The 26,350-nt window shown below is 56.2% G+C and carries 19 protein-coding genes; 14 read left to right on the top strand and 5 right to left on the bottom strand.

The features are described from left to right. Positions 1-6: 6 nt before the first annotated feature. From C8275_RS04505 to C8275_RS04470, 8 genes are all read left to right on the top strand, one after another. Entirely contained in the window at positions 7-921 is a 915-nt protein-coding gene (locus tag C8275_RS04505; RefSeq protein WP_022385488.1) for a glycosyltransferase, read from the top strand. 176 nt (positions 922-1,097) lie between these two features. Continuing rightward, complete coding sequence (locus tag C8275_RS04500) at positions 1,098-2,354, top strand: glycosyltransferase family 4 protein (RefSeq protein ID WP_106625722.1); 1,257 nt, start codon at positions 1,098-1,100, stop codon at positions 2,352-2,354. A 1-nt stretch (position 2,355) separates the two neighbouring features. Beyond that, positions 2,356-3,129, top strand: coding sequence for a glycosyltransferase family 2 protein (locus C8275_RS04495; protein ID WP_022385490.1), 774 nt, complete (start codon positions 2,356-2,358; stop codon positions 3,127-3,129). A gap of 92 nt (positions 3,130-3,221) precedes the next feature. Then, positions 3,222-3,782, top strand: a complete 561-nt coding sequence (gene frr, locus C8275_RS04490; RefSeq protein ID WP_022385491.1) for a ribosome recycling factor — start codon at positions 3,222-3,224, stop codon at positions 3,780-3,782. 151 nt (positions 3,783-3,933) lie between these two features. Next, entirely contained in the window at positions 3,934-4,866 is a 933-nt protein-coding gene (gene rsgA / locus C8275_RS04485; RefSeq protein WP_022385492.1) for a ribosome small subunit-dependent GTPase A, read from the top strand. Between the two features lie 273 nt (positions 4,867-5,139). Next, entirely contained in the window at positions 5,140-6,225 is a 1,086-nt protein-coding gene (locus C8275_RS04480) for an efflux RND transporter periplasmic adaptor subunit (protein WP_106484264.1), read from the top strand. Between the two features lie 12 nt (positions 6,226-6,237). Continuing rightward, a complete protein-coding gene (locus tag C8275_RS04475; RefSeq protein WP_106484263.1) occupies positions 6,238-9,273 on the top strand; it encodes an efflux RND transporter permease subunit in 3,036 nt (1,011 codons plus the stop codon). Further along, complete coding sequence (locus C8275_RS04470) at positions 9,270-10,589, top strand: TolC family protein (RefSeq protein WP_106484262.1); 1,320 nt, start codon at positions 9,270-9,272, stop codon at positions 10,587-10,589. Before C8275_RS04475 ends, C8275_RS04470 begins: the two co-directional genes overlap by 4 nt. 90 nt (positions 10,590-10,679) lie before the next feature. Here C8275_RS04470 and C8275_RS04465 read toward each other — a convergent pair whose 3' ends face one another. Together C8275_RS04465 and C8275_RS14950 are read right to left on the bottom strand one after the other, a co-directional pair. Further along, entirely contained in the window at positions 10,680-11,795 is a 1,116-nt protein-coding gene (locus C8275_RS04465; protein ID WP_106484261.1) for a peroxiredoxin, read from the bottom strand. A 986-nt stretch (positions 11,796-12,781) separates the two neighbouring features. Then, the gene (locus C8275_RS14950; protein ID WP_022385498.1) at positions 12,782-13,072 is read right to left on the bottom strand and encodes a sigma factor; all 291 of its coding nucleotides are present in this window, start codon (positions 13,070-13,072) and stop codon (positions 12,782-12,784) included. A gap of 171 nt (positions 13,073-13,243) precedes the next feature. Between C8275_RS14950 and C8275_RS04455 the strand changes: the two genes are divergently transcribed. The 3 genes from C8275_RS04455 to C8275_RS04445 all read left to right on the top strand — a co-directional run bounded on the left by C8275_RS04455 (position 13,244) and on the right by C8275_RS04445 (position 19,223). After that, on the top strand, positions 13,244-13,915 hold the full coding sequence (locus C8275_RS04455; protein ID WP_106484260.1) for an outer membrane beta-barrel protein: 672 nt from the start codon (positions 13,244-13,246) through the stop codon (positions 13,913-13,915). Positions 13,916-14,543: 628 nt separating this feature from the next. Further along, positions 14,544-17,645: a TonB-dependent receptor gene (locus tag C8275_RS04450; protein ID WP_106484259.1), complete on the top strand. Its 3,102-nt coding sequence runs from the start codon at positions 14,544-14,546 to the stop codon at positions 17,643-17,645. 15 nt (positions 17,646-17,660) lie between these two features. Beyond that, entirely contained in the window at positions 17,661-19,223 is a 1,563-nt protein-coding gene (locus C8275_RS04445) for a RagB/SusD family nutrient uptake outer membrane protein (RefSeq protein ID WP_106484258.1), read from the top strand. Between the two features lie 420 nt (positions 19,224-19,643). On the opposite strand, the gene C8275_RS04440 is transcribed toward C8275_RS04445, so the two are convergent. The 3 genes from C8275_RS04440 to C8275_RS04430 all read right to left on the bottom strand — a co-directional run bounded on the left by C8275_RS04440 (position 19,644) and on the right by C8275_RS04430 (position 21,454). Beyond that, entirely contained in the window at positions 19,644-19,931 is a 288-nt protein-coding gene (locus C8275_RS04440; protein WP_106484257.1) for a DUF4834 family protein, read from the bottom strand. 78 nt (positions 19,932-20,009) lie between these two features. After that, positions 20,010-20,717, bottom strand: a complete 708-nt coding sequence (pssA, locus tag C8275_RS04435) for a CDP-diacylglycerol--serine O-phosphatidyltransferase (protein WP_106484256.1) — start codon at positions 20,715-20,717, stop codon at positions 20,010-20,012. A gap of 50 nt (positions 20,718-20,767) precedes the next feature. Continuing rightward, positions 20,768-21,454, bottom strand: coding sequence for a phosphatidylserine decarboxylase family protein (locus tag C8275_RS04430; protein WP_106484255.1), 687 nt, complete (start codon positions 21,452-21,454; stop codon positions 20,768-20,770). 296 nt (positions 21,455-21,750) lie between these two features. Here C8275_RS04430 and dnaE point away from each other — a divergent pair, with 296 nt between their 5' ends. The 3 genes from dnaE (at position 21,751) to C8275_RS04415 (ending at position 26,317) form a co-directional block, all read left to right on the top strand. Next, positions 21,751-25,548, top strand: coding sequence for a DNA polymerase III subunit alpha (gene dnaE / locus C8275_RS04425; protein WP_106484254.1), 3,798 nt, complete (start codon positions 21,751-21,753; stop codon positions 25,546-25,548). A gap of 35 nt (positions 25,549-25,583) precedes the next feature. Beyond that, positions 25,584-25,898: a thioredoxin gene (gene trxA, locus C8275_RS04420; RefSeq protein WP_022385506.1), complete on the top strand. Its 315-nt coding sequence runs from the start codon at positions 25,584-25,586 to the stop codon at positions 25,896-25,898. 86 nt (positions 25,899-25,984) lie between these two features. After that, complete coding sequence (locus C8275_RS04415; RefSeq protein WP_022385507.1) at positions 25,985-26,317, top strand: hypothetical protein; 333 nt, start codon at positions 25,985-25,987, stop codon at positions 26,315-26,317. The last annotated feature ends 33 nt before the right edge of the window (positions 26,318-26,350 follow it).

Below are 26,350 nucleotides of genomic sequence, written 5' to 3'. Positions count from 1 at the left end.
AAGACCATGCCCATGTACGCCCCCATCCTGCTCTTTGTCTACAACCGCCCGACGCATCTGCGCCGCACGGTGGAAGCCCTGCAAGCCAACGTGCTGGCAGGCGAAAGCGACCTCTTCATCTACGCCGACGCCGCCCGGGACGCCGACGCCCGCCCTGCCGTGGACGAGGTACGCGCCTACATCCGGCACATCGGGGGCTTCCGCAGCGTGACCCTCATCGAGCGCGACGAGAACTGGGGACTGGCACGCAACATCATCGACGGCGTGACGACCCAGGTGAACCGCTTCGGACGGGTCATCGTGCTGGAGGACGACCTGGTGACCGCCCCCTACTTCCTCACGTTCATGAACGACGCCCTGGAGATGTATGCCGACGAACCCCGTGTGGGGCACATCCAGGCGTGCGACTTCACCCGCGACCCGTCGCTCCCCGACACCTTCCTCATCCGCTGGACAGGCAGCTGGGGCTGGGCAACGTGGGCACGCGCGTGGAAACATTTCAACCCCGACGGCCGCGCCCTGCTCGACGAGCTGCTCGACCGCAAGCTCGACCGTACGTTCGACTTCGACGGCAAGTACGGCTACACGCGGATGCTCCGCCGGCAGATTGAGGGGAAGAACAACTCATGGGCCATCCGCTGGAACGCCAGCCTCTTCCTCAAGGGCATCCTCTCGCTCAACGTCGGACGCTCCCTCGTGCAGAACGAGGGCTTCGACGGCAGCGGGACCCATTGCGGCGGGGGCGGACTCTATGCTACCACGCTCTATCCGGACCGCTTGCCCGTAGTCCGCATCAGCCCCATCGAGGAGAACGCGGCTGCCCGCCGGGCGTACGTCCGCTATTACGCCCGCACCAACTCCTTCTTCGCCAAAGCTCTGCGACGCATCAAGCGCACCCTGCGCGGAGACTTCGGAGCGTGAACGGACGCACCCGTCCCGCGGCACCTCCCGTCGGTGTGCCTGCCCCACGAGGCGTCCCACAACCCGGACGACAGACCGGCGGACGACGCCTGCCCTCCGTCAACTAACCCGTCCCCGCGGCGGAAGAACTCAAAAATATTACCTACCTTTGCACGACAATAAGGTTGCGGATTCCTATGAGAGTACTTATCATCAACACCTCGGAAAAGACGGGCGGTGCGGCGATTGCGGCACGTCGCCTGATGGAAGCATTGAAGAACAGCGGCGTACAGGTACAGATGCTCGTGCGCGACAGGCAGACCGACGCCGCGGATGTCGTGGAGCTGCCCCCCTCGTGGCTCAACATGTGGCGCTTCATCTGGGAACGCCTCGTCATCTGGAAAGCCAACCGCTTCAAGCGGCACAACCTGTTCGAGGTGGACATCGCCAACACGGGCATCGACGTCACGGAACTGCCGGAATTCAAGCAGGCGGACATCATCCACCTGCACTGGGTGAACCAGGGCATGCTCTCGCTCAAGCAACTCCGCAAGATAACCGCTTCGGGCAAACCCGTCGTGTGGACAATGCACGACATGTGGCCCTTCACGGGCATCTGCCACTATGCCGACGACTGCGCACGCTATGAGACCGGCTGCTCCCACTGTCCCAAGCTCTACGGGAAGGGGCGTGCCCACGACCTTGCCTGGAAGGTGTTCCGGCAGAAGGCGCAGTGGATGGCGGAGAGCAACATCCGCTTTGTGGCATGCAGCCGCTGGCTGGAAGGACTGGCGCGGAAGAGCCTCCTGCTGCAAGGCAAGCACGTCACGAACATCCCCAACGCCATCAACACCCAGCTCTACCATCCGCAGGACAAGCAGGCGGTGCGCCGGAAGCTGGGGTTGCCCGCCGACCGCAAGCTCATCCTCTTCGGCTCGATGAAGACCACCGACAAGCGCAAGGGTGTGGACTACCTCATCGAGGCGTGCCACCTCCTCCTCCGCGACCATCCGGAGCTGGAAAGCCGTGCCGGCGTGGTCCTCATGGGCAAACAGGCGGAAGAGAGCGCCGCCCTCCTCCCCTTCACGTGCTACAACATGGACTACGTCACCGACGAGCACCGCCTGGTGGACATCTACAACGCCGTCGACCTCTACGTCACCCCCTCGCTGCAGGACAACCTGCCCAACACCATCGTCGAGGCGATGGCATGCGGCATCCCCTGCGTGGGCTTCAACGTGGGCGGCATCCCGCAGATGATCGACCACCTGCACAACGGCTATGTGGCGGAATACCGCTCCGCCTCCGACCTGGCAAACGGCATCCACTGGGTGCTCTCCGAACCGGGCAATGAGCTGAGCGAGGAGGCACGGCGGAAGGCGGTTTCGAGCTACTCCGAGCAGGCTGTCGCCCGCCAGTATATCAACATCTACAACCAAGCCCTCGAACACTGACATGCACACCCACTTTCATCCAAAGTTCTCCCTCATCACCGTTACCTACAATGCCGGAGCGGTGTTGGAGGACACCATCCAGAGCATCATCACACAGACGTACAAGAATGTGGAGTATATCCTCATCGACGGCGCCTCGACGGACAACACGATGCGCATCATCGAGCGTTACCGTGACCACATACACACCGTGGTGAGCGAACCGGACCAGGGGCTCTATGATGCCATGAACAAAGGGCTGTCCCTTGCCACGGGCGACTACGTGTGTTTCCTGAACGCAGGCGACTGCCTCCACGAGGACGACACCCTGCTGGGCATGGTCCACTCGGTGGCTGCCAGCCATGAGGCACCGTGTCCCCCCGACGTCCTCTACGGCGACACGGCGCTGGTCGACAGTGAGGGCCATTTCCTGCGGATGCGCCGCCTGACCCCTCCCGAGCACCTCACGTGGAAGAGCTTCCGGCACGGCATGCTCGTGTGCCACCAGGCCTTCTTCGCCCGCCGTGCCATCGCCCCGCATTATGACCTGCGCTACCGCTTCTCGGCGGACTTCGACTGGTGCATCCGCGTCATGAAGCAAGCCCGGTACCTGCATAACACCCACCTGACACTGGTGGACTACCTCGACGAGGGACTCACCACGCGCAACCACCGCGCCTCGCTCATCGAACGCTTCCACATCATGTGCCGCCACTACGGCACCGTCCCGACCGTGATGCGCCACCTGTGGTTCGCACTCCGCACGCTGACGCATCCGAAAAGAGTGCAGGCGTAGGAAAATCTGCAGCAAGCGTTGCATGTTAAATTCTTTTGTACTACTTTTGTTGCACGAACTCAATTGACAAAACATTAATCGTATAGACTTCTATGACTGATTCGAAAGCAATCCTGGAACAAGCACAGGAGAAAATGGACATGGCTGTCATGTACCTCGAGGACGCGCTTGTACACATCCGTGCCGGCAGGGCCGACGTCCGCCTGCTCGACGGCATCCGCGTGGACTCCTACGGAAGCATGGTCCCCATCAACAACGTGGCTGCAGTGACGACTCCCGATGCACGCAGCATAGCCATCAAACCGTGGGACAAGAGCATGTTCCGCGTCATCGAGAAAGCCATCATCGACTCCGAGCTCGGCATCATGCCCGAAAACAACGGCGAAATCATCCGCATCGGCATTCCGCCTCTGACCGAGGAACGCCGCAAGCAGCTCGCCAAGCAGTGCAAGGGCGAAGGTGAGACCGCAAAGGTCAGCGTGCGCAACGCCCGCCGCGATGCCATCGACGCGTTGAAGAAGGCCGTGAAGGACGGTATGCCTGAAGACGAGCAGAAGAACTCCGAGGCCAAGCTGCAGAAGGTGCACGACAAGTACATCAAGCAGATCGACGAGATGCTCGCTGCCAAGGACAAAGAAATCATGACTGTATAACCATCCCGAAAGCTGTCCGCTTTTGAAAACGAACACGCAGACCGGCGCAGACGTTCCCTACGGGTCCCTACGACCCGTAAGGTGAGAGACATCTGCGGCGGTCTGCGTCGTTTTCTGCCGACGCTCTCCTCCTCCTATTCCGCTAGAACACGTGCACGGACTCGTTATTAGAAACACAGGCAGCTGGTACCAGGTCAAGACGGACGACGGCCGGCTGATAGACTGCAAAATCAAAGGGAACTTCCGGCTGAAAGGCATCCGGAGCACCAACCCCGTCGCCGTGGGCGACCGCGTGGACATCGTGCTCAACAACGAGGGCACTGCCTTCATCACCTCCATCGACGACCGGAAGAACTACATCGTCCGCCGCTCCTCCAACCTCTCCAAGCAATCGCACATCATCGCCGCGAACCTCGACCAGTGTTTCCTGGTGGTCACGGTGAACTACCCCGAGACATCAACCATCTTCATCGACCGCTTCCTTGCCACGGCGGAAGCCTACCGCGTCCCCGTCAGCCTCATCTTCAACAAGGTGGACCGCTACAACGACGACGAGTTGCGCTACCTCGACGGACTGGTGAACCTCTATGAGTACATCGGCTATCCCTGTTACAAGGTGTCCGCCGTCCGTGGCGAAGGCATCGACGAAATCCGTTCCCTGCTCGACCACCGCGTCACGCTCTTCTCGGGGAACTCGGGCGTCGGCAAGTCGACACTCATCAATGCCATCCACCCCGACTTCCAGGCGCGGACGGGGGAAATATCGGAATACCACAACAAGGGCATGCACACGACGACCTTCTCCGAGATGTTCGAGATTGGCGAAGAAGGATACCTCATCGACACCCCGGGCATCAAGGGCTTCGGCACGTTCGACATGAGCCAGGAGGAAGTGGGACACTACTTCAAGGAAATCTTCCAATACTCCGCACAGTGCAAGTATGGCAACTGTACCCATGTGCACGAACCGGGCTGCGCCGTGAGGAAAGCGGTGGAGGAGCACCTCATCAGCGAGTCGCGCTACCTGTCCTACCTGAACATACTCGAAGACGAACACGAGGGCAAGTACCGCGCCGCCTACTAGTCCCGTTCGGCCGGCAAGAGAGAGGACACACACCTTTAGTACACGAAGCATTAAACCCTGACACGTTGAAAAAGTCTAACCATGCAAGGGCGTATGCGGACGAAACCGGGAAGATACCGGAGACGGACCGCATGTAAACAGAGAGACACAATCGCCTGTATGTTGAGTGGTTACACGCCCGACGGGGAAGGACTCTACCCGGAGAATCCGTTCCACGCGCCACTCAACCCTTAGAACGAAACTGAGAATATTACAAACACAAACTATTATGCCATGAATAAAAAGATAAAGTGGGGACTTGTCACATTCATCGGCTTGGGACTCATCGGCTGGGGCATTTATTCCCAGCGTCCGAAGCTCAATGAAGAACTGGAAGCCGCCGACAACTCACCGGCGCAACAAGCTAGCAACAAAAAGATACTCAACGTCAACGGCAAGATTATCAAGCCGGAGTCCATGACCGACGAAATCACCGTCATCGGTACGCTCCTCCCCGATGAAGAGGTGGACCTCTCCTTCGAGACGTCGGGAAAGATTGTCGAAATCAACTTCATGGAAGGCTCCGCCGTCAAGAAGGGACAAATCCTTGCCAAGGTAAACGACCGGCAGCTGCAAGCCGAACTCCAACGCCTCCAGGCACAGGTGAAGCTCGCCGAGGACCGGGTGTACCGCCAGCAGGCACTACTCAAGCGTGACGCCGTCAGCCAGGAAGCCTACGAACAGGTACGTACCGACCTTGCTACCCTGAATGCCGAAATCAACATCGTCAAAGAGGAAATCGCCCTGACGGAGCTGCGTGCCCCGTTCGACGGCATCATCGGTCTGCGCCAAGTGAGCGTGGGAACGTATGCATCCCCCACCACCATCGTGGCAAAACTGACCAAGACCTCTCCGCTGAAGGTCGAGTTTGCCGTGCCCGAAGCTTATGCCAGTGACATGAAGAAGGGACTGAACCTGAACTTCAACTTCGGTCAGAACGATATCCAGTCCTATAAGGCAAAGGTCTACGCCGTGGAATCGTCGCTCGACAAGGAGATGCACCAGCTCACCGTACGCGCCATCTACCCCAACCATGACGGCAGTCTGCTGCCGGGACGCTATGCCAGCATCCACCTGCACAAGGCTGAAATCAAGGATGCCATCGCCATCCCGACCGAAGCCATCGTGCCGGAAATGGGCAAGGACAAGGTCTACCTCTACAAGAGCGGACTGGCCCAACCCGTGGAAATCACCACCGGACTGCGCACCGACGCCGAAGTGCAAGTGGTACGCGGACTGCAGATGGGCGACACCATCATCACCTCAGGAACACTCCAGCTGCGCACCGGACTGCCTGTCACACTGGACCACATCGATTAACACACCGCGCCTATGAACATATCCGAACTAAGTATCCGCCGTCCGGTGCTGGCGACGGTGCTCACCATCATCATCATCCTGTTTGGTCTGATCGGCTACACCTACCTGGGCGTGCGTGAATATCCGTCGGTGGACAACCCCATCATCTCCGTGAGCTGTTCTTATGCCGGTGCAAACGCCGACGTCATCGAGAACCAGATCACCGAACCGCTGGAGCAGAACATCAACGGTATCCCCGGCATCCGCTCATTGTCGAGCGTGAGCCAGCAGGGACAGAGCCGCATCACCATCGAATTTGAATTGTCCGTTGACCTGGAGACGGCTGCCAACGACGTGCGCGACAAGGTTTCTCGTGCCCAACGTTACCTGCCCGACGACTGTGACCCTCCGACGGTGTCGAAGGCGGACGCCGACGCACAGCCCATCCTGATGGTCGCCCTCCAGAGTGACAAGCGGTCGTTGCTGGAGCTGAGCGAGATTGCCGACCTGACAGTGAAGGAGCAGTTGCAGACCATCCCCGACGTCAGCAGCGTGAGCATCTGGGGTGAGAAACGCTACTCCATGCGCCTCTGGCTCGACCCGGTGAAGATGGCAGGCTACGGCATCACCCCTTCCGACGTAAAGGCTGCCGTCGACCAGGAGAACGTCGAGCTGCCCTCCGGAAGTATCGAGGGAAACACGACCGAGCTGACCATCCGGACCATGGGACTCATGCACACCGCCGATGAGTTCAACAACCTGATCCTGAAAGAAGAGAACAACCAGATTGTCCGCTTCAGCGACATCGGACGTGCCGAGCTGGGTCCTGCCGACCAGAAGAGCTACATGAAGATGAACGGCGTACCCATGGTCGGCGTGGTCGTCATCCCGCAACCGGGTGCCAACCACATCGACATCGCCGACGCCGTCTACCAGCGCATGCAGACCATGCAGAAGGACCTGCCCGAAGACATCAAGTACAACTACGGTTTCGACAACACGCGCTTCATCCGCGCCTCCATTAACGAGGTGAAGAGCACGGTCTATGAGGCCTTCGTACTCGTGATTGTCATCATCTTCCTCTTCCTGCGCGACTGGCGCGTGACGCTGATTCCCTGCATCGTGATTCCCGTCTCGCTCGTGGGCGCCTTCTTCGTGATGTACGTCGCGGGCTTCTCCATCAACGTGCTCTCGATGCTTGCCATCGTGCTTGCCGTCGGTCTGGTGGTCGACGATGCCATCGTAATGACGGAGAACATCTACATCCGCATCGAACAGGGCATGGCCCCGCTGGAGGCGGGTATCGAGGGTTCCAAGGAAATCTTCTTTGCGGTCATCTCGACCACCATCACACTGGTCGCCGTGTTCTTCCCCATCGTCTTCATGGAGGGAACCACCGGACGACTCTTCCGGGAGTTCAGCTTCGTGGTGTCGGGCAGCGTGCTCATCTCTGCCTTTGCGGCACTGACCGTCACGCCGATGCTGTCGACCAAGTTGCTCAAGCGTCAGGAGAAGAAGAACTGGTTCTACCGCAAGACCGAGCCTTTCTTCACGGGCATGAACAACCTCTACAGCCGTTCGCTGAAGGCACTGCTCCGCCGGCGGTGGATTGCCTTCCCCATCATCGCGGCAGCCCTGGGCATCATCTATGTCCTGTGGAACACCATCCCTGCCGAGATGGCTCCGCTGGAAGACCGTTCGCAAATCAACATCAACACACGCGGTGCCGAGGGCATCACCTATGAGTTCATCCGCGACTACACGGAGGACATCAACCAGCTCGTCGACTCGCTCGTCCCCGATGCCGAGTACGTGACGGCACGTGTATCGAGCGGAAGCGGCAGCGTGCAAATCACCCTGAAGGACATGCAGGAGCGTGACTATACCCAGATGGAGATGGCAGAGAAGCTCTCCCGTGCCGTCAGCAAGAAGACCATGGGACGCTCCTTCGTACAGCAGAACTCCTCGTTCGGTGGACGGCGAGGCGGCATGCCCATCCAGTACGTCCTGCAGGCGACCAACCTGGAGAAGCTGGAAAAGGTACTGCCCGAATTCATGGCGAAAGTCTACAGCAACCCAACCTTCCAGATGGCGGACGTCGACCTGAAGTTCAGCAAGCCCGAGGCGCGCGTCAACATCAACCGCGACAAGGCGAGCATCATGGGCGTGAGCACCCGCAACATTGCTCAGACACTGCAATACGGACTCAGCGGCCAGCGCATGGGATACTTCTACATGAACGGGAAGCAGTATGAAATCCTTGGCGAAATCAACCGTCAGCAACGCAACAAGCCCGCCGACCTGAAAGCCATCTACGTCCGCAGCGACAACGGAGACATGGTGCAGCTCGACAACATCATCGAGCTGGAGAACGGCATCGCCCCGCCGAAGCTCTACCGCTACAACCGCTTCGTGTCCGCCACCATCTCTGCCGGACTGGCTGAAGGGAAGACCATCGGCGAAGGACTGGAAGAGATGGACAAGATTGCCAAAGAGACGCTCGACGACACCTTCCGCACGGCCCTCTCGGGAGAATCGAAGGAATACAGCGAGAGTGCATCGAGCCTGATGTTCGCCTTCCTGCTCGCCATCGTGCTCATCTACCTCATCCTGGCAGCACAGTTCGAGAGCTTCAAGGACCCGCTCGTCATCATGATTACCGTGCCGCTCGCCATCACGGGAGCACTCATCTTCATGTACTTCAACGACATCACGATGAACGTGTTCAGCCAAATCGGCATCATCATGCTCATCGGACTGGTGGCGAAGAACGGTATCCTCATCGTGGAGTTCGCCAACCAGAAGCAGGCAGCGGGAGAAGACAAGATGCAGGCCATCCACGACGCCTCGCTCCAGCGTCTGCGTCCCATCCTCATGACCAGCGCGGCAACCATCCTGGGTCTGATTCCGATGGCTTTTGCATCGGGTGAAGGCTGCAACCAGCGCATCGCCATGGGTATCACCGTGGTGGGAGGCATGCTCGTGTCGACCTTCCTGACCATGTACATCGTGCCTGCCGTGTATAGCTATGTGTCAACCAACCGCATCAAACAACAACTGAAAGCATGAAACGTACCTGCCTTTTCCTCCTAGCACTGTGCCTGCTCACCGGCGTACAGGCGCAGAAGTTCTACAACCTGCGCTACTGCCTGGAACTGGGACTGCAAAACAACTATGACCTGCGCATCGCCCACAACAACGAACAAATAAGCGACAACAACGCCACCTGGGCGAACGCCGGACTGCTGCCTACACTCGACTTCTCGGCCGGATACGTGGGCAATGCCGACAAGAGCAGCACCACCGACCGTGCCACAGGCACCACGACCAAGGACCCCTCGACGTTCAACCAGAGCGCCGACGTGGGGCTGAACCTCAACTGGACCCTCTTCGACGGCTTCAGCATGACTGCCGACTACAAGCGTCTGCGTGAACTCAAGCGTCAGGGTGAAACGAACACGCGCATCGCCATCGAAGACATGGTGGCGAACATCGCGTCGGAGTACTACAACTTCATCCAGCAGAAAATCCGCCTGAAGAACTTCCTCTATGCCGTGTCGCTCTCCAAGGAGCGTGTACGTGTCGCCGAGACACGCCACATAGTGGGCAGCGGCTCCCGACTCGACTACCAGCAGGCACTCGTCGACTTCAACGCCGACAGCGCCCAGTACATCAAGCAACAGGAGACCCTGCACACCTCGCGCATCCGCCTCAACGAACTGATGGCGGTGCCGGACGTCGACGAGTTCTTCATCATCCGCGACTCGCTCATCGACATCAACGCCAACCTCCACTTCGACGAGCTGTGGGAAGCGACGCTGGCAACCAACGCCTCCCTGCTCCAGGCCAACCAGAACGTCAACATCGCCCAGCTGGACTACAAGAAGGTGCGCTCGCGCGACTATCCGTACCTGCGCCTGAACACCGGCTACGGCTATACGTTCAACAAGTACGACTCCTCGTCGCCCACACGCAAGAGCGGCAACCTGGGCTTCAACGCCGGACTGACTCTCGGGTTCAACCTCTTCGACGGCAACCGGCGACGTGAGTTCCGCAATGCACGCCTGGAAATCGAGAACTCCCAACTGGCACGCCAGCAACTGGAGCAGAGCCTCCGTGCCGACCTGATGAACATGTGGCAGGCGTACCAGAACAACCTCAACCTGCTCAACCTAGAACGTCAGAACCTCATCACCGCCCGCGACAACCACGACATCGCCATCACCCGTTACATGGAAGGTGACCTCTCGGGCATTGAGGTGCGCGAAGCCCAGCAGAGTCTGCTCGATGCCGAGGAGCGCATCCTCTCCGTACAGTACGACATCAAGGTGTGCGAAATCTCCCTGCTCCAGATTAGCGGGAAGATTCTCGAATACCTGAAGTAAGGCACGCAGCACACCCATACAGACACAAAGACGCCGGGACACGGAAGGGAACTACTCCCCCGTGTCCCGGCGTCTTTGCAGGTTCTCCCCTTATTCCTTCACCACAGGCATGGCCAGCAGTTCAGCAACTTCCGGGTTCTGCTTCACGATGACACCCTCCGGGTCGACAAGGAACATCGTCGGCAGCTGTTCCACCTTGTAGGCGGCAGCAATGGCATTATCGCGGAAGGGAAGCCCCTCGCCCGTGTTGGTCCACACGATGCCATCCTCCTGCGTGGCAGTCTTCCACTGCGTGCGGTCCTGGTCCATGCTCACACCACAGACGGTGATGCCGCGTGCCTGCAACTGGTCGTAGACCGCCTTTAGCTCAGCCGCACGCTTGCGACACGGACGGCACCAGCTTGCCCAGAAGTCCAGCAGCACATACTTGCCCCGCATATCGGAGAGCTTCACCTCCCGTCCGTCAAGCGTACGGGTCACAAACTCAGGAGCCGGGCGTCCGACCAACCAACGCGAGCGGGCGTCCGCATATTTCCCGTAGAAGTCCCGGAAGCTGCGCGTCCGGGCAAATGTGACCGTGTCTATCCGGCTGTAGATTTCCTCCAGTTCGGGATAGGTGTATATCAGCAGCTCGCCGGCAAGTCGGCAAGCCACATACGTCGTCGGGTGCTGCAGGATGAACTCCCGCGTCGCCTGCTCACGCTCCGTGAACACGGCGCTCAACAGCTGTTGCAGCGAGTCGAGCTTCGAGATGCCCTTCGGACCCTGTTCCGAAGCCTCGCTGTACGCCCGGTTGAGCTGGAGCTCCCGCTCACACAAGTCTCCAAGGCTCATGGCATAGTCAGCATAGAGCTGCTGCTCCTTGCCCCCTTTCTGCACCTCCACCGACACTTCATGCAGCTCATTGCCAAAGCTCAATCGGAACTGGCTTCCGCCTTCGGCTATGAACTCCCCGTCATATTTCCCGGGAGCAGTCACAATCCGGTACGTGTCGGGGTTGTCCAGCCGACGCTTGAAACGGAACTCCGTATCCCCCTCCAGTGCCACCGAATCCAGCTTCACTAATCCGCTGTCCGGCTGCACATACGTCAGATAAACCGACCCGGAAAAGGGCTCCGGGAACTCTCCCGACACAATAAACTCATCCGCCGACTGACAGGCCATCAGCCCTGCCCCGGCAAGTAAAAAGCAAAGTACGTTTTTCATGCTGTTTCCTGATTATCTTTGGCACGCAAGTAACAAAATATTCCGCAGAAAACCAACATTCCTTCCCATTCTTCTGTCAGATTCTTTCATATCTTCCGTCCACAGATTCCACTCACCGGAAAGACCGCACGGAATGACACAATGCCAGCAAAACAAGGGTTCTACTTGACAAAACAAGGCAAAACACCGTTCCCGGCTAACGCATACTTTGAAGAAATCGCGCAAAGTAGATTATTTTAGGAATATTCATACGGAAGTGTGTGCATACTTATTCCAAATCCGGGGCAAAAACGAATAATTATACTGTGAAACAATATTGTTTCACTCGTCAAACAATATTGTTTGGGAAGTGAAACACTTGTGTTTGGTGCGTCAAACAATATTGTTTCATCCGTCGATGTCAAATCTTCGGAAGACAAAACACTTGTTTTACACTTTCGAAACACAAATTCAGAGTCATTCACTCCTGGTTTGTTCCCGGAGGCGTAAAAACGGAAGGTATGAGAATGCACAGCGTGCTCCCCGGTTCTGTTGCTTTATGGTTTCATCCAGACGCATTTCCTTCCGTTATGAGATGGCATGAGTACATACGGCAGCAAGATGTATTTTGCGAATCGCCTGAGAATGCAAAAAAATCCACCGACTCGTCCTCCGCTCCGTTTGAAGGCAAAATAGAGAGGCTTCGTTTGACACTTTGTCGAGGAATGACAGAATGTCAAAATCCCAAAGACTCCAAGCTTCACCTGACAGCCAAATGATATCCCGCCACACATCCCCAACCTCCACGGACAGCGAAAACTCTGTTTTGATATTACTGCACGTCAAGGACCGTTTGCCTGTTTGCGTCGTGAGGACTAGCGAAATGTACCTTGTACGCTCTCTGAATCTGCAACAACACATCATGGATGGTAGACTTCTGAGCCGATGCCGCCAATGCCATGCATAAAAACAGAACAGCGAACATCCCCTTTTTCATTCCTTGCTTATTATGACATCCAACGTGGCTTCAAGCATCCGGACGGCACTCTCCAAACTATAGGACTCAAATTCAACTTTTTGCGGACGTAGTCTATACTGGCATTCTTGGTCATCTGATAAAGATACAGCTTGGGGGATACTATCTTTTCTCCGGCAGACACCTTCTCATACAACTTCGAAAAGCTGTCCATGACAATGTCCTCCGCAGCCTCAAAGCCTTCCACATAATGCATTGAAAACATACACAACGCATCGTAATTCTCCTTGAACAACTCCTCTAATTCGGATGTTTTAAACATTTGCGCTTCCAGGTTTTATTAGTATGACGAAAAAGAGCCCAAAAACTCCTACTCCTTATCAGGAAAAAGTAGAAAATTCTTCTTCAGCTCATTTTTCCTCCTTCTTGAGTAAGGGTTTCCGGGGGAGACGGCGTCTTAAGGACAGTGATTTAAACAAAAATAGTATCAAGTATGAAAAAGCGTATTCTGTTGTTCGTTTTACTACTTACTTCCGTAGTTGCAACATTCGGTCAGCGATTCAACTATGGAGTTCATGTGGGTATGAATGTTTCCGGCTATCAGGGTGGAGATGCTTACCGCATCTATGATGAGTCGGCAAAAGCGGGAGCAGAGATAGGAGGTGACATATTCTACCGTCTGACTTCACATCTGCTGCTCCTTTCCGGACTCAACCTCTCGCAATATGGTGGAAAATTCTCCGTAATGAGTCCGTACGTGGGAGCGACATCGGCACAAATTACGGAGTTCAAGGAAGTGAATACCCAAACACTTTCTTTTGAACTCCCCATTAAGGTCGGATATGAACTCAACATGGGGCATAACTTCTCAATCATACCCTCCATCGGCCTGTTCGGAAGATATGCAGTCGCATCACTCAAGGGAGATGTCGTATCTGCTGACGGTTTGTCCCAAAAATGGCATTCGACAACGGATTATGACCAGGATTACCATCATATAGACGCTTTCAAACGTTGGGACTATGGTGCAGAATGCGGGATTGACTTCCGTTTTGCCCGACATTATTCGGTATCTGCAAGCTACACGCATGGCTTGAAGAGTCTGCAACCCCAATATAACCTGAAAAGCAGCGCCTTCAGCCTGTCTGTGGGGTATGTTTGGTAAAACAAGTTCAACCAGACTACCGGCACACTGACATTGCTCAGCGAATATACAGGATTCGGCAAGATTCGCGACGTGCTTTATCGCGAGCGGTAAACTGCTTGTTTCCTTCTAAAAAGAATATCCTCCTTGCAGACGAGTGTCCCCTCCTGCAAGGAGGATTTTCTTTGTTCAAATCCCATTCAAACGCCATTCTAATAACCCTCTTCCCTTCCCTGGCTCTCACCACAAAATCTCAACATCCTAAAACCATAACGTAAAACATATTCTTGCAAAGCATAAACTTTATTAAATACAGGAGTTTAAACGAAGAAACGCTCCAAGATACCATTAAGAAACGTTCACATGCCCGTTGAACACCAAATAACCCGATTCACTTGCCTATCTGTCATTAGGAACATATCTTTCAAAATGATAGTACAGATTGTATATTGATTGTAAATTAATCCATTTTTGCGGGTTAAAACTTATGGATGCAAATGTTAAAGTACGAGGAAATTCCGATTTCTTGTTGTAAGTATACGTTTGTTTCATTTCCTTTGCAGACGGAAACTAAATTTGACGAGACTTTAGGATGAACTTGAAGAACTCTTAAGGTAAAAAGATTTGTATCATTTAATGTATTAATCGCATGAGAAAACTTTCTTTATTGGCGTGTGCGCTGTTGCTCGGAGGAGCAGCGTATGCACAGAACATGACGGTGAAAGGAAAGGTCACGGCGAACGGCCTGGAAATGCCTGGCGTGACAGTTTCCGTGAAGGGGACCGCAGGAGGTACGATCACATCGCTCGACGGTGATTTTACCATCAAGGCGGATGCCGGAAGTGTACTGGTATTCTCATTCATCGGTTATGAGACCGTGGAAGTGCCCGTCAAGGGAAACGGCCCCATCAACGTGGAACTGAGAGAGAAAACAACCGACTTGGACGAAGTGGTCATTGCCGTCCCTTATGGTACGGCGAAGAAATCGACCTTTACGGGGTCGGCTGGTGTTGTCGACAAGAAAATCATTGCCAATTCACAGGTAGCAAGCGTGTCACAGGCATTGCAAGGCTCGGTGGCAGGTCTGCAGTCGTTCTCTGCCAGCGGACAGCCGGGCGAGGACGCCACCATCCTGATTCGTGGCGTGGGTTCGGTGAATGCCTCCACGACACCCCTCTATGTGGTCGACGGTGTGCCCTATGACGGCGCCCTCTCGTCCATCTCCAATCAGGATATCGCCTCCATCACGGTGCTGAAGGATGCCGCTGCGGCTTCGCTTTACGGTTCCCGCGCCGCCAACGGTGTGGTGATGATTACCACGAAGCAGGGTTCGAAGAAGTCGGCTCCCAGCATCGAGATTTCAGCCAAATATGGTTTCTCCGACCGCGCCGTAAAAGACTACGAACAGGTGAGCACCGAACAATACTTCATGCTCGAGTGGGAGGCCATCCGCAACATGCGTATGAGTCTGAAGAATCCCGACACGGCTGAGGCGGCTGCCACTTATGCCACCCAGAACCTGATACTCAACTATATCGGAATCAATCCTTACGGAACAGCCTACCCGCAACCCATCGGCACGGACGGCAAGCTCGTCGAGGGGGCACGTCTGTTGTGGAACGACAGCTGGGAGGATGCGCTTTCGCAGGATGCCCACTATACAGACCTGAGTGCCCGGGTGTCGGGAGGTAGCGAGAACTCACAATATTACTTCTCCCTGGGATACATGGACAACCAGGGAGCCTACATCGGTTCAGGCTTCAAGCGTTACACGCTGCGCGCCAACATCACCTCGGACCTGACGAAATGGTTGCAGGTGGGCGTGAACGTCGGTCTGACACACTCCATACAGGACTTCCCGAAGTCCGATGACTCCTCGCTGGGCAACGTCGTACTCGCCGCACGCAGCATTCCCTCGTTCTACCCCGTCTATGAGCGCGACCCGGAGACCGGTGCCTATGTGCTCGACGAGAACGGACAGCGCGTCTATGACTACGGCAAGTACCGTCACGGCTCGTATGCCGGATACAACCAGGCGCAGTCGATGCTCTATGACAAAAACGAAATCAAGCGCGATGCCGCCTCGGTGCGCGGCTACCTCCAGGTGACACCCATCGAGGGACTGACCTACAAGATGTCGCTCAACATCGACTACAACAGCCGCTTCACACACGACTATGCCAACCCGACTTACGGCAAGGAGCCTGTGACCGGTTCGGTCAGCAAGCGCAACACCCGCACGACAGGCATGACCTTCAACAACGTGGTCAACTGGGAACATACGTTCGGCGAGGTGCACAACGTCCGCCTGATGGCTGGTCAGGAATACTATGAGTACAACACGTCGAACTTCGGCGGAAGCCGCTCGAACGTCATCACCGACGGGTATTTCGAGCCTGACGTGGCGTCCACACTGACGGGATTCTCGGGCAACAGCGACCAGTACAAGCTGTTGAGCTACTTCGGACAGGCAGAATACAACTACGCACAGAAATACTTCGCTTCGGTGTCGATGCGTGCCGACGGTTCGTCGCGCTTCCATCCGGACAACCGCTGGGGAGCCTTCTGGTCGTTCGGCGGTTCGTGGAAAATCGGACGCGAGGCGTTCGTGGAAGAGGCTGCCGGCTCGTGGCTCTCAGACCTGACCCTCCGTGCCAGCTACGGTGCACAGGGCAACGACAACGTGGGTTACTATGCCTACCAGGCGCTCTACAGCATCGGCAGCTTCCTGGGAGAGACGGCACTGACGACCTCGCGGCTTGACACCCCCGAACTGTCGTGGGAGACGAACCTGAACGCCAACATCGGTCTGGACTTCAGCCTCTGGAGCAACCGCCTCTTCGGTACCGTCGAGTGGTTCCAGCGGACGTCGAAGGACCTTCTGTTCGCCCGTGACCTGGTGCCCTCGTCAGGCTTCTCCAGCATCGACGACAACATCGGCAAGGTGAGAAACTATGGTTGGGAGTTCACCCTCGGAGGCACCCCCATCCTGACACGCGACTGGACCTGGCGTCTGTCGGTCAACGCGACGACCTATAAGAACGAGATTGTCAGCATCCCCACCGACGTGATGTGGAGCGGCACGAAGAAGTGGGTCAAGGGAGGCTCGCTCTACGACTTCTGGATGTACGAGTGGGCAGGCGTAGACCCTGAGACGGGCGATGCACAGTGGTACATGACCGACACCGAGACCGGCGAACGGGTGAAGACGACCAACTACGGTTCGCTGACGTCGCAGGACAAGGTGAAGGTGGGCAATGCCCTGCCGAAGGTGAGCGGCGGTTTCCAGTCCGACCTCACGTGGCGCGACCTGTCGCTCTCGATGGCGTTTGCCTACTCCATCGGCAACAAAATCTACAACCGCGACAAGGCAAGCCTGATGGGCGTGAGCGGTGCCAACGGCAGCACCATGAGCAAGGACCTGCTCAACCGCTGGACTCCCGAGAATACACAGACCGACGTACCCCGTCTGGAGTATGACCAGACGAGCTACTTCACCTCGGCAAGTACCCGTTGGCTGGTCGACGGAAGCTACCTGCGCCTGAAGACCGTCACGCTGAACTACAACCTGCCGAAGAAGTGGATTCAGCCCGCGATGCTGAAGGATGTGAGCATCTATGTGCAGGGAGAGAACCTCCTGACCTTCTCCAAGCAGCAGGGGCTCGACCCGGAACAGGCATTGGGCGGCGTGACCTACTGGCGCTATCCTGCCATGAAGACCCTTTCGTTCGGTATTAATGTGAAACTCTAAAAGAAGAAGAAGACTATGAGAGTAAGTTTGAAAAACATATGCATGGGGGTCCTTGCGTCCTGCTCCCTGGTGGCTTGCGACCTGGACACCACCCCCACCACCTCGTTGGAGACCAACGCGGTATTCAAGAATCTCGACAATGCCAAAGCCGTGCTGGCAGGAACGTGGAACTACGTGTTCACCTCCGGTTCCACCTACGCCTCCCTGGGCTTGAACTCCATCCTCATCAACGATGACTTCGGAGGCTCCGACGTGGTGCGTGCGGCAAGCTACGGTTTCTCCGCCAGCTACAGCCTGACGAACGGCTATTCGCGCGGTGAGTACAACGGCGTGATGTGGGACCTGATGTACACCGCCATCAACAACTGCAACAACGTCATTGCCCACATCGACGACATCGAAGGCGATGCGTCCGAGAAAAGCCTCATCAAGGGACAGGCACTCGCCACCCGGGGCTACATGTACATGATGCTGGCGTCGCACTACTCCTTCTCCATCGAGAAAGACCCGGACGCGGTGTGCGTGCCCATCTGGCTGGAGCCCAGCACCTACGACTCTGCCCTGAAAGGTATCCCGGCATCCAGCGTGTCCGAAGTCTATGACCGTGCACTGACAGACCTGAAAGACGCGCTGGACTTGATTCCCGAGAACTATTCGCATGGCAGCGTGGCAACCGACCAATACAAGATTGACCATCTGACGACCCTGGGTCTGCTGGCACGCACAAGCCTCTATGCAGCCCGTTGGCAGGACGCTTACGACTATGCCTCCAAGGCGCTTGCCATCAACGACTACATCATGACCGAGGACGAGTTCAACGAGGGCTTCAACAACTATACCAACAAGGAGTGGATCTGGAGCCTCTCCTGTACGCTGGACGACAATGACCCCGCGTACACGTTCTACTTCAAGGATACGACAACGGAAGGTGCCTACTACACCAGCCTGTGTGCCGACCCGAATTTCGTGAACAACCAGTTCGCCGAGGGCGATTACCGGAAGGACATGTACTACCTGGGCTACACGCAGCAGGGTCAGGAGTACAAGATGCTGTGCACGAAGTTCCGCTTCAAGGACCTCGACAACATGCTGGCAGACATCCTGCTGATGCGTACGTCTGAAATCCATCTCATCAAGATGGAGGCGGCTGCCCACCTCGCCGGAAAAGAGTCCGAGGCGCAGCAACTCCTGCAGTCCTTCCGTCAGCACCGCATGAAAGACGGCTATACCGCTGCGGCAGTGACCGCCACGGGAGAAGACTTGCTGAAGGAAATCTGGCTGGAGCGTCGCCGCGAGCTGTGGGGTGAGGGTTTCTCACTGACGGACATCATCCGCAACCAGCAATCGGTGGAACGTGAGCAATGCATGGTGCAGCAGCACGACGCCAACGGTAATCCGATGTATGACGACAAGCAGGAGCCCATCATGACCAATGCCGGTCACTCGCGCCTGAACCTGCCCGACGGGACCGCGTTCGTGAAGAACAGCATCTACTACCTCTTCCGCATTCCCGAGAAGGAGGAACTTCAGAACCCGGACTTGTATTCCAAGTATCCCAAGTCGGAGCTTTACCGATGACCTGAGCACTCTCTATAACTTCGATTATACCCATTGCCCTCTTTCCGGCTGCGACAGTCGGGAAGAGGGCTTTCTGTATGCTAACGCACCGGTAATCAACCTTCTGCGCTGCATCCATCTTCCCTGATGAGCGTCCCGGAAAATATCCTTCAGCTTGGGACTCGCAGTTCCACGGCTTGGGACTCACAGTTCCACGGCCTGGGACTCGCAGTTCCACGGCCTGGGACTCACGGTTCCACGCCGTGGGAATCACAGTTCCACGCCGTGGGAATAACAGTCTCACGCCGTGGGAATCCAAAGCGAATCAAATGCAGCAGAAAAGGGGAAGCGGAAGGGATACAAAAGAGCCCGGCAACAAGAGTCATTGTCGGGCAAAAGAAGGGCAACATCCATAACGGATGGCGAAGGGAATGCAAGGGGTCAGTCTTCCCGGATTTCCTCGAAGTCGACGTATTCGCCCTCGTCGGGGGCAAAAATCTTGCGGCGCGGACCGTTGGTGTGCCGGCGGCGATAGGCAGTGCCGCTGTCGCTGTCGTAGTAGGTCTCTTCTTCCGCTTCATGAGCGGAAGCCGTCTGCGACTGCGCACGCGTCTGTCGGTTGGTACGGGAAGAGCCGCCAAGGAGTGCCTGCACGATGCGCAGGAGGGCGGAACTGAAGAATATTACAAGGAACAGTAATATAATAGGTATAGAAAGTAGACATCCCATAGATGATAAGTTTGTTCGGTCGGGGTTGAGCGACGGGTTTGTATATCAAACAGACTACAACTTCCGTGCCACGCGGACTCACGCCTTGCGTCGGGTGACCAGCGAGAGGAACACGTACCACACGATGATGGCTGCAAAGCTGCTGATACCCAGGAAAGCAATCAGCGGGATGCACACCCCGAGAAAGATATATTGTGTTTGATTGTCAGCCCATGACAGGTTCTTGAACTTCAGTGAGAACATCGGCAGTTCGGCAACCAGCAGTCCGGAGAACAGACACACCAGGACAAAAAGCCACAGGGCATTGAACATGTCGGAAATCAGGAACGGATGTGCCCCGGCGGCGAGCGATGCCCAAAAGAGCGCGTTGGCAGGGGTCGGCATGCCGATGAAGGAGGTCGTCTGACGGGTGTCGACATTGAACTTCGCCAGGCGCAGCGCCGAGAAGACGGCGATGAGGAAGGCGGTGTAGGGCATCCACTCGGCGACACCTTCGAGGAAAGCGGGGTAAGGGACTTCCTTGAAGAGTGAAAAGGCTATCATGGCAGGGGCCAGACCGAAGCTGATGTCGTCGGCCAGTGAATCGATGTCCTTCCCGATGGGGGAACGGGCATTGAGCAGCCGGGCGAGCATGCCGTCGAAGAAATCGAAGACGGCAGCCATGACGATGAACAGGAGCGCCAGCTCATAGCGCATCTCATATGCCATGACGGTGGCAATACAACCCGAGAACAGGTTGCAGCAGGTCACCAGATTGGGAATGGAACGGGTAATGCAGTTTGGCATAAGCTTTCAGTAACTAAGCGGTTGGTGGGGCGGCAAGGGGTTGCCGGTCCTCATTTGAGTCGGGCAAGGACGGTCTGGTTGCCCACGGTCTTCTGACCCATCTTGACACAGACCTCGGAGCCTACGGGCAGGTAGACGTCGACACGCGAGCCGAACTTGATGAAGCCCATGTGCTCGTCGATGTAGCACTCTTCGCCTTCGCTGGCGTAGGTCACGATGCGTCGCGCCACGGCTCCGGCAATCTGACGTGCCATGACCTCGATGCCCTCTGGGGTCTCGATGACCACTGTCGAACGTTCGTTTTCCGTACTTGCCTTGGGGAGGAAAGCCTTGTGGAAATTGCCGCTCTGGTGGCTCACCCTCTTCACCACGCCGTCCACCGGATACCAGTTGGCGTGTACGTTGGTGATGCCCATGAAGATGGAAATCATCAGACGGCGGTCATGGAAGTATTCGTGTTCGTCCACCTCCTCCGCGACGACGATGCGTCCGTCGGCAGGCGCCACAACTATCTTTTCGGTCTCTTGTCCGAAGAGCCGGATGGGACAACGGAAGAAATTCACCATGGAGAGATAAAGGCAGAGACTGAGGAACGCCACGATACTGAAGGGAGCTTTGGAGTCGACCAAGAAGAACAGCAAAGCATTGATGCCCGCCAATAGGATGAAACTGAGGACGAGAATGTGCGTCCCTTCTCTATGAAGTCTTATTTTCTTTAGCTTCTTTAATTTATTCATGATTCCAAAAAGGTAGCTTGGTTCTTATTTTCCACATAGCTAGCGGTTATTCTGCAAAAGTAGAGCTATTTTGAGAATACTGCAAGCAAAAGGACCATATATTGTTGAAGAATGTCCGCTATTTCTCATTCTTGTGACGAGTTGATAACCGGGGCATGTGCCGGTCCATCTGTTATAATCCGCTAAAGTTGGCAAACGATGCTTGGGGATTCCCCGAAACAGCGCTACCTTTATCCCCTCGGAAGCGATTCATAACCCGATAAACATACAAGAAACCTCAATAAACTCACATCAACATGCATGATTTTGTTCATTTGCACGTGCACAGTCAATACTCCATCCTCGACGGTCAGGCGAGCATCCAGCGTCTGGTAGACAAGGCGATGGCGGACGGCATGAAGGGAATGGCACTGACCGACCACGGCAATATGTTCGGCGTGAAGGAGTTCTACAACTACGTCAACAAGAAGAACGGAAAAGTCAAAGACGAAATCAAGGGACTCAAGAAGCGCATCGCTGCCTTGGAGAGCGGCAAGGAGACCGCAGACAATCCGGCGGAAGAAGTGGCTGCCTGCAAGGCAAAGGTGACCGAGCTGGAAGGCAAGCTCTTCAAGCCCATCATCGGCTGCGAAATGTATGTGGCACGCCGCCGGCTCTTCGACAAGGAAGGGAAGCCCGACCAGAGCGGCTATCACCTCGTGGTGCTGGCAAAGAACAACAAGGGATACCACAACCTCATCAAGCTCGTCTCCAAAGCCTGGACCGAGGGCTACTACATGCGTCCGCGTACCGACCGGGTCGAACTGGAGAAATACCACGAAGGACTGATTGTCTGCACCGCCTGCCTGGGTGGCGAGGTGCCCCGCAAGATACGCGCCGGACAGTTTGCGGAGGCGGAAGAGACCGTGCAGTGGTACAAGCGTGTCTTCGGGGATGACTATTACCTGGAGCTGCAGCTGCACAAGGCAACCGTCCCCCGTGCCAACCACGAAGCCTATCCGCTTCAGCTCGAAGTGAACAAGCACCTGAAGGAATACAGCAAGAAGTACGGGGTGAAGCTCGTCTGCACCAACGATGTCCACTTTGTCGACGAGGAGAATGCCGAGGCGCACGACCGGCTCATCTGCCTGAGCACGGGCAAGGACCTCGACGACCCGAACCGCATGATGTACTCCAAGCAGGAGTGGTTCAAGACCAAGGCGGAGATGAACGCCATCTTTGCCGACGTGCCCGAAGCCATGGAGAACACGGTCAGCATCTGCGACCAGGTGGAGTTCTACTCCATCGACCATGCGCCCATCATGCCGACCTTTGCCATTCCCGAGGACTTCGGGACGGAGGAGGAATACCGCAGGAAATACACCGAGGAAGACCTCTTCAACGAGTTCACCCGCAACGAACACGGGGAAGTCGTGATGAGTGAGGACGATGCCCGGGCGAAAATAGAGAAGCTGGGCGGATACGACAAGCTCTACCGCATCAAGCTGGAAGCCGACTACCTGACGAAGCTGACCTTCGACGGAGCCAAGAAGCGGTACGGCGACCCGTTGTCCGACGAGGTGCGCGAGCGACTGCTCTTCGAACTTCACATCATGAAGACGATGGGTTTCCCGGGCTACTTCCTCATCGTGCAGGACTTCATTGCCGCTGCGCGTGAGAAGCTGGGCGTCTCGGTCGGTCCGGGACGTGGTTCGGCTGCCGGTTCGGCGGTTGCCTACTGCCTGGGGATTACGAAGATTGACCCCATCCAGTACGACCTGCTGTTCGAGCGTTTCCTCAACCCCGACCGTATCTCCCTCCCGGATATCGACGTGGACTTCGATGACGACGGACGGGGCGACGTGCTCCGCTGGGTCACCGAGAAGTACGGACAGGAGAAGGTGGCACACATCATCACCTACGGCACCATGGCAACCAAACTTGCCATCAAGGATGTGGCACGGGTGCAGAAGCTTCCGCTAGCCACCTCGAACTACCTCTGCAAGCTCGTCCCCGACAAGATACCCGACAAGAAGGTCAACCTGGCGAATGCCATCGAATATGTCCCGGAGCTGCAGGAGGCGGAGGCATCGACCGACCCCGTCCTGCGCGACACCATCAAGTATGCCCGGATGCTGGAAGGCAACGTCCGCAATACCGGCGTACATGCCTGCGGCACCATCATCTGCCGTGACGACATCACCGACTGGGTGCCCGTGAGTACGGCCGACGACAAGGACACCGGAGAGAAAATCCTGGTGACACAGTACGAAGGCTCGGTCATCGAAGACACCGGACTGATCAAGATGGACTTCCTCGGACTGAAGACACTCTCCATCATCAAGGAGGCCATCGAGAACATCCGCCTGAGTCTGGGACTGGAGATAGACATCGACTCCATCGACATCAACGATGCCGCCACCTATAAACTGTACAGCGAAGGACGCACCATCGGTACGTTCCAGTTCGAGTCGCCGGGCATGCAGAAGTACCTGCGCGAGCTCCAGCCGTCCACGTTCGAGGACCTCATCGCCATGAACGCCCTTTACCGTCCGGGACCGATGGACTACATCCCCGACTTCATCGACCGCAAACACGGACGCAAGCCCATCGAATACGACATCCCCGTCATGGAGAAGTATCTGAAGGACACCTACGGCATCACGGTCTATCAGGAGCAGGTCATGCTGCTCTCCCGTCTGCTGGCGGACTTCACCCGTGGTGAGAGTGACGCCCTGCGTAAGGCGATGGGAAAGAAGCTGCGCGACAAGCTGGACCACATGAAGCCCAAGTTCATCGAGGGTGGAAAGAAGAACGGACACGACCCGAAGATTCTGGAGAAAATCTGGGGCGACTGGGAGAAGTTCGCTTCGTATGCGTTCAACAAGTCACACGCGACCTGCTACTCCTGGGTGGCTTACCAGACGGCTTACCTCAAGGCGCACTATCCTCCCCAGTACATGGCTGCCAACTTGAGCCGCAACATCTCGCGCATCGATGAAATCACCAAGCTGATGGACGAGTGCAAGGTGATGGGCGTACAGGTGCTGGGACCGGACGTGAACGAGAGTATCATGAAGTTCTCTGTCAACCGACGGGGAGACATCCGTTTCGGACTGGGAGCCGTGAAGGGAGTCGGCGAGAATGCCGTGCAGGCAATCATCGACGAACGCACGAAGAACGGTCCTTTCACGAGCATCTTCGACTTCGTGCAGCGGGTCAACCTCCTGGCGTGCAACCGTAAGAACGTCGAGAACCTGGCACTGGCGGGCGGCTTTGACTCCCTGCCCGGCGTGAAGCGGGAGATGTTCTTTGCCGCCAATGCCAAAGGCGAAACGTTCACCGAACTGCTCATCCGCTACGGGGCAAAATATCAGGTAGACAAAGCCGCAGCCATCAACTCCCTCTTCGGCGGCGAGAACCAGGTGGAGATTGCCAAGCCCGAAATTCCGCCTTTCGAACCGTGGAACTCGCTCGACCGTCTGAACCGTGAACGGGAACTGGTGGGCATCTACCTCTCCGCCCACCCGCTGGACGACTACGCCATCATCCTGGAGAACGTCTGCAACACCCACATGTCCGACCTTGCCGACAAGTCGGCCCTGGTCAACCGGGAACTGACGATGGGCGGCATCGTGACCAACGTCCGGGAAGGGCGTACGCGGAACGACAAGCCCTTCGGCATCGTGAAGCTGGAGGACTACTCCGGCTCCGGCGAAATCCCCTTCTTCGGCAACGACTGGCTCACGTGGTGCAACTACCTGCGCGAAGGCTATTTCCTCTATATACGGGCGAAGTGCCTTCCCCGTCAGTGGAACCCCAACGAACTGGACCTGAAGATAGGCTCCATCGAGCTGTTGCCCGATGTGAAGGAGAACCTGATAGACAAAATCACCATCACAACTCCGCTCTCGTCTCTTGACAAAGAGCTGATAACCGACATCTCCACGCTCGTGCAGAAGAATCCCGGCAACGCCGAGCTGCACTTCCGCGTGGTCGACAGGGACAACAAGATGCATGTCACGATGAAAGCCAATAAAGTTAAAATATCTGTTAAGCGTGACCTCATCACTTACATAAAGAGCCGTCCGGAGTTGGAATTCAAAATTAATTAATACCTTTGCGACGAATTCATTAAATACAGAAAATTATGGCACTTCAAATTACTGACGCGAACTTTGACGAACTGCTGGCCTCAGGCAAGCCGCTCGTAGTAGATTTTTGGGCTACATGGTGTGGTCCCTGTAAGAAGATTGCTCCGGAGATTGAAGCTTTGGCTCAAGAATATGAAGGACAGGCAATCATTGGTAAGTGCGACGTTGACTCCAACGACGCTCTGACAGGAAAGTTCGGTGTGCGCAACATCCCGACGGTACTGTTCTTTAAGAACGGTGAAGTAGTGGACAAGCAGGTTGGCGCCGCTCCGAAGTCCGTATTCGAGGATAAGCTCAAGGCTATTCTCTGATTGAAAGATGGAATATGATCCGCTTTCGTCCCCTTCCGCACAAGGGGAGGAAAGCGGATATTTTTTAACCGATAAAGAGCACCGATATGGCAACAGATGAATTTTTGCAGGAAGACCTGGACGATGAAAAGACCGTGGAGTTCATTAAGAACTACCTGCCGCAGGACCTGAAAGAGAAGTTCACCGACGACGAACTCTACTATTTCCTGGACCTCATCGTGGATTACTATGCTTCCAGCGGATGCCTGGATGTGGAGCCCGACAGCGACGGCTACATCGAAATCGACCAGGATGCCATCGTAGACTACATCGTGAAGGAGGCCAAGAAGGACCAGATGGGTGAATATGACCCCGAGGACATCCTCTTCGTCGTGCAAGGCGAGATGGAGTTCGGCAATTCACTCGGACAAGTGGACTGAGGAAAAGCCTTTCCGACACAAGGCAGCAAGACG

It is taken from the genome of Bacteroides sp. Marseille-P3684, assembly GCF_900291465.1.
Lineage (GTDB): Bacteria > Bacteroidota > Bacteroidia > Bacteroidales > Bacteroidaceae > Phocaeicola_A.
This window is presented reverse-complemented; position numbering and strand designations above follow the sequence as displayed.

What these genes read in the sequence shown, in the direction of transcription:
- dnaE (WP_106484254.1), top strand. Translation starts at nt 21,751, where the DNA reads ATGCATGATTTTGTTCATTTGCACGTGCACAGTCAATACTCCATCCTC.
- pssA (WP_106484256.1), bottom strand. Translation starts at nt 20,717, where the DNA reads ATGCCAAACTGCATTACCCGTTCCATTCCCAATCTGGTGACCTGCTGC.
- C8275_RS14950 (WP_022385498.1), bottom strand. Translation starts at nt 13,072, where the DNA reads ATGTTTAAAACATCCGAATTAGAGGAGTTGTTCAAGGAGAATTACGAT.
- C8275_RS04415 (WP_022385507.1), top strand. Translation starts at nt 25,985, where the DNA reads ATGGCAACAGATGAATTTTTGCAGGAAGACCTGGACGATGAAAAGACC.
- C8275_RS04430 (WP_106484255.1), bottom strand. Translation starts at nt 21,454, where the DNA reads ATGAATAAATTAAAGAAGCTAAAGAAAATAAGACTTCATAGAGAAGGG.
- C8275_RS04450 (WP_106484259.1), top strand. Translation starts at nt 14,544, where the DNA reads ATGAGAAAACTTTCTTTATTGGCGTGTGCGCTGTTGCTCGGAGGAGCA.
- C8275_RS04455 (WP_106484260.1), top strand. Translation starts at nt 13,244, where the DNA reads ATGAAAAAGCGTATTCTGTTGTTCGTTTTACTACTTACTTCCGTAGTT.
- frr (WP_022385491.1), top strand. Translation starts at nt 3,222, where the DNA reads ATGACTGATTCGAAAGCAATCCTGGAACAAGCACAGGAGAAAATGGAC.
- C8275_RS04480 (WP_106484264.1), top strand. Translation starts at nt 5,140, where the DNA reads ATGAATAAAAAGATAAAGTGGGGACTTGTCACATTCATCGGCTTGGGA.
- C8275_RS04505 (WP_022385488.1), top strand. Translation starts at nt 7, where the DNA reads ATGCCCATGTACGCCCCCATCCTGCTCTTTGTCTACAACCGCCCGACG.
- C8275_RS04470 (WP_106484262.1), top strand. Translation starts at nt 9,270, where the DNA reads ATGAAACGTACCTGCCTTTTCCTCCTAGCACTGTGCCTGCTCACCGGC.
- C8275_RS04495 (WP_022385490.1), top strand. Translation starts at nt 2,356, where the DNA reads ATGCACACCCACTTTCATCCAAAGTTCTCCCTCATCACCGTTACCTAC.
- C8275_RS04440 (WP_106484257.1), bottom strand. Translation starts at nt 19,931, where the DNA reads ATGGGATGTCTACTTTCTATACCTATTATATTACTGTTCCTTGTAATA.
- trxA (WP_022385506.1), top strand. Translation starts at nt 25,584, where the DNA reads ATGGCACTTCAAATTACTGACGCGAACTTTGACGAACTGCTGGCCTCA.
- C8275_RS04475 (WP_106484263.1), top strand. Translation starts at nt 6,238, where the DNA reads ATGAACATATCCGAACTAAGTATCCGCCGTCCGGTGCTGGCGACGGTG.
- C8275_RS04500 (WP_106625722.1), top strand. Translation starts at nt 1,098, where the DNA reads ATGAGAGTACTTATCATCAACACCTCGGAAAAGACGGGCGGTGCGGCG.
- C8275_RS04465 (WP_106484261.1), bottom strand. Translation starts at nt 11,795, where the DNA reads ATGAAAAACGTACTTTGCTTTTTACTTGCCGGGGCAGGGCTGATGGCC.
- C8275_RS04445 (WP_106484258.1), top strand. Translation starts at nt 17,661, where the DNA reads ATGAGAGTAAGTTTGAAAAACATATGCATGGGGGTCCTTGCGTCCTGC.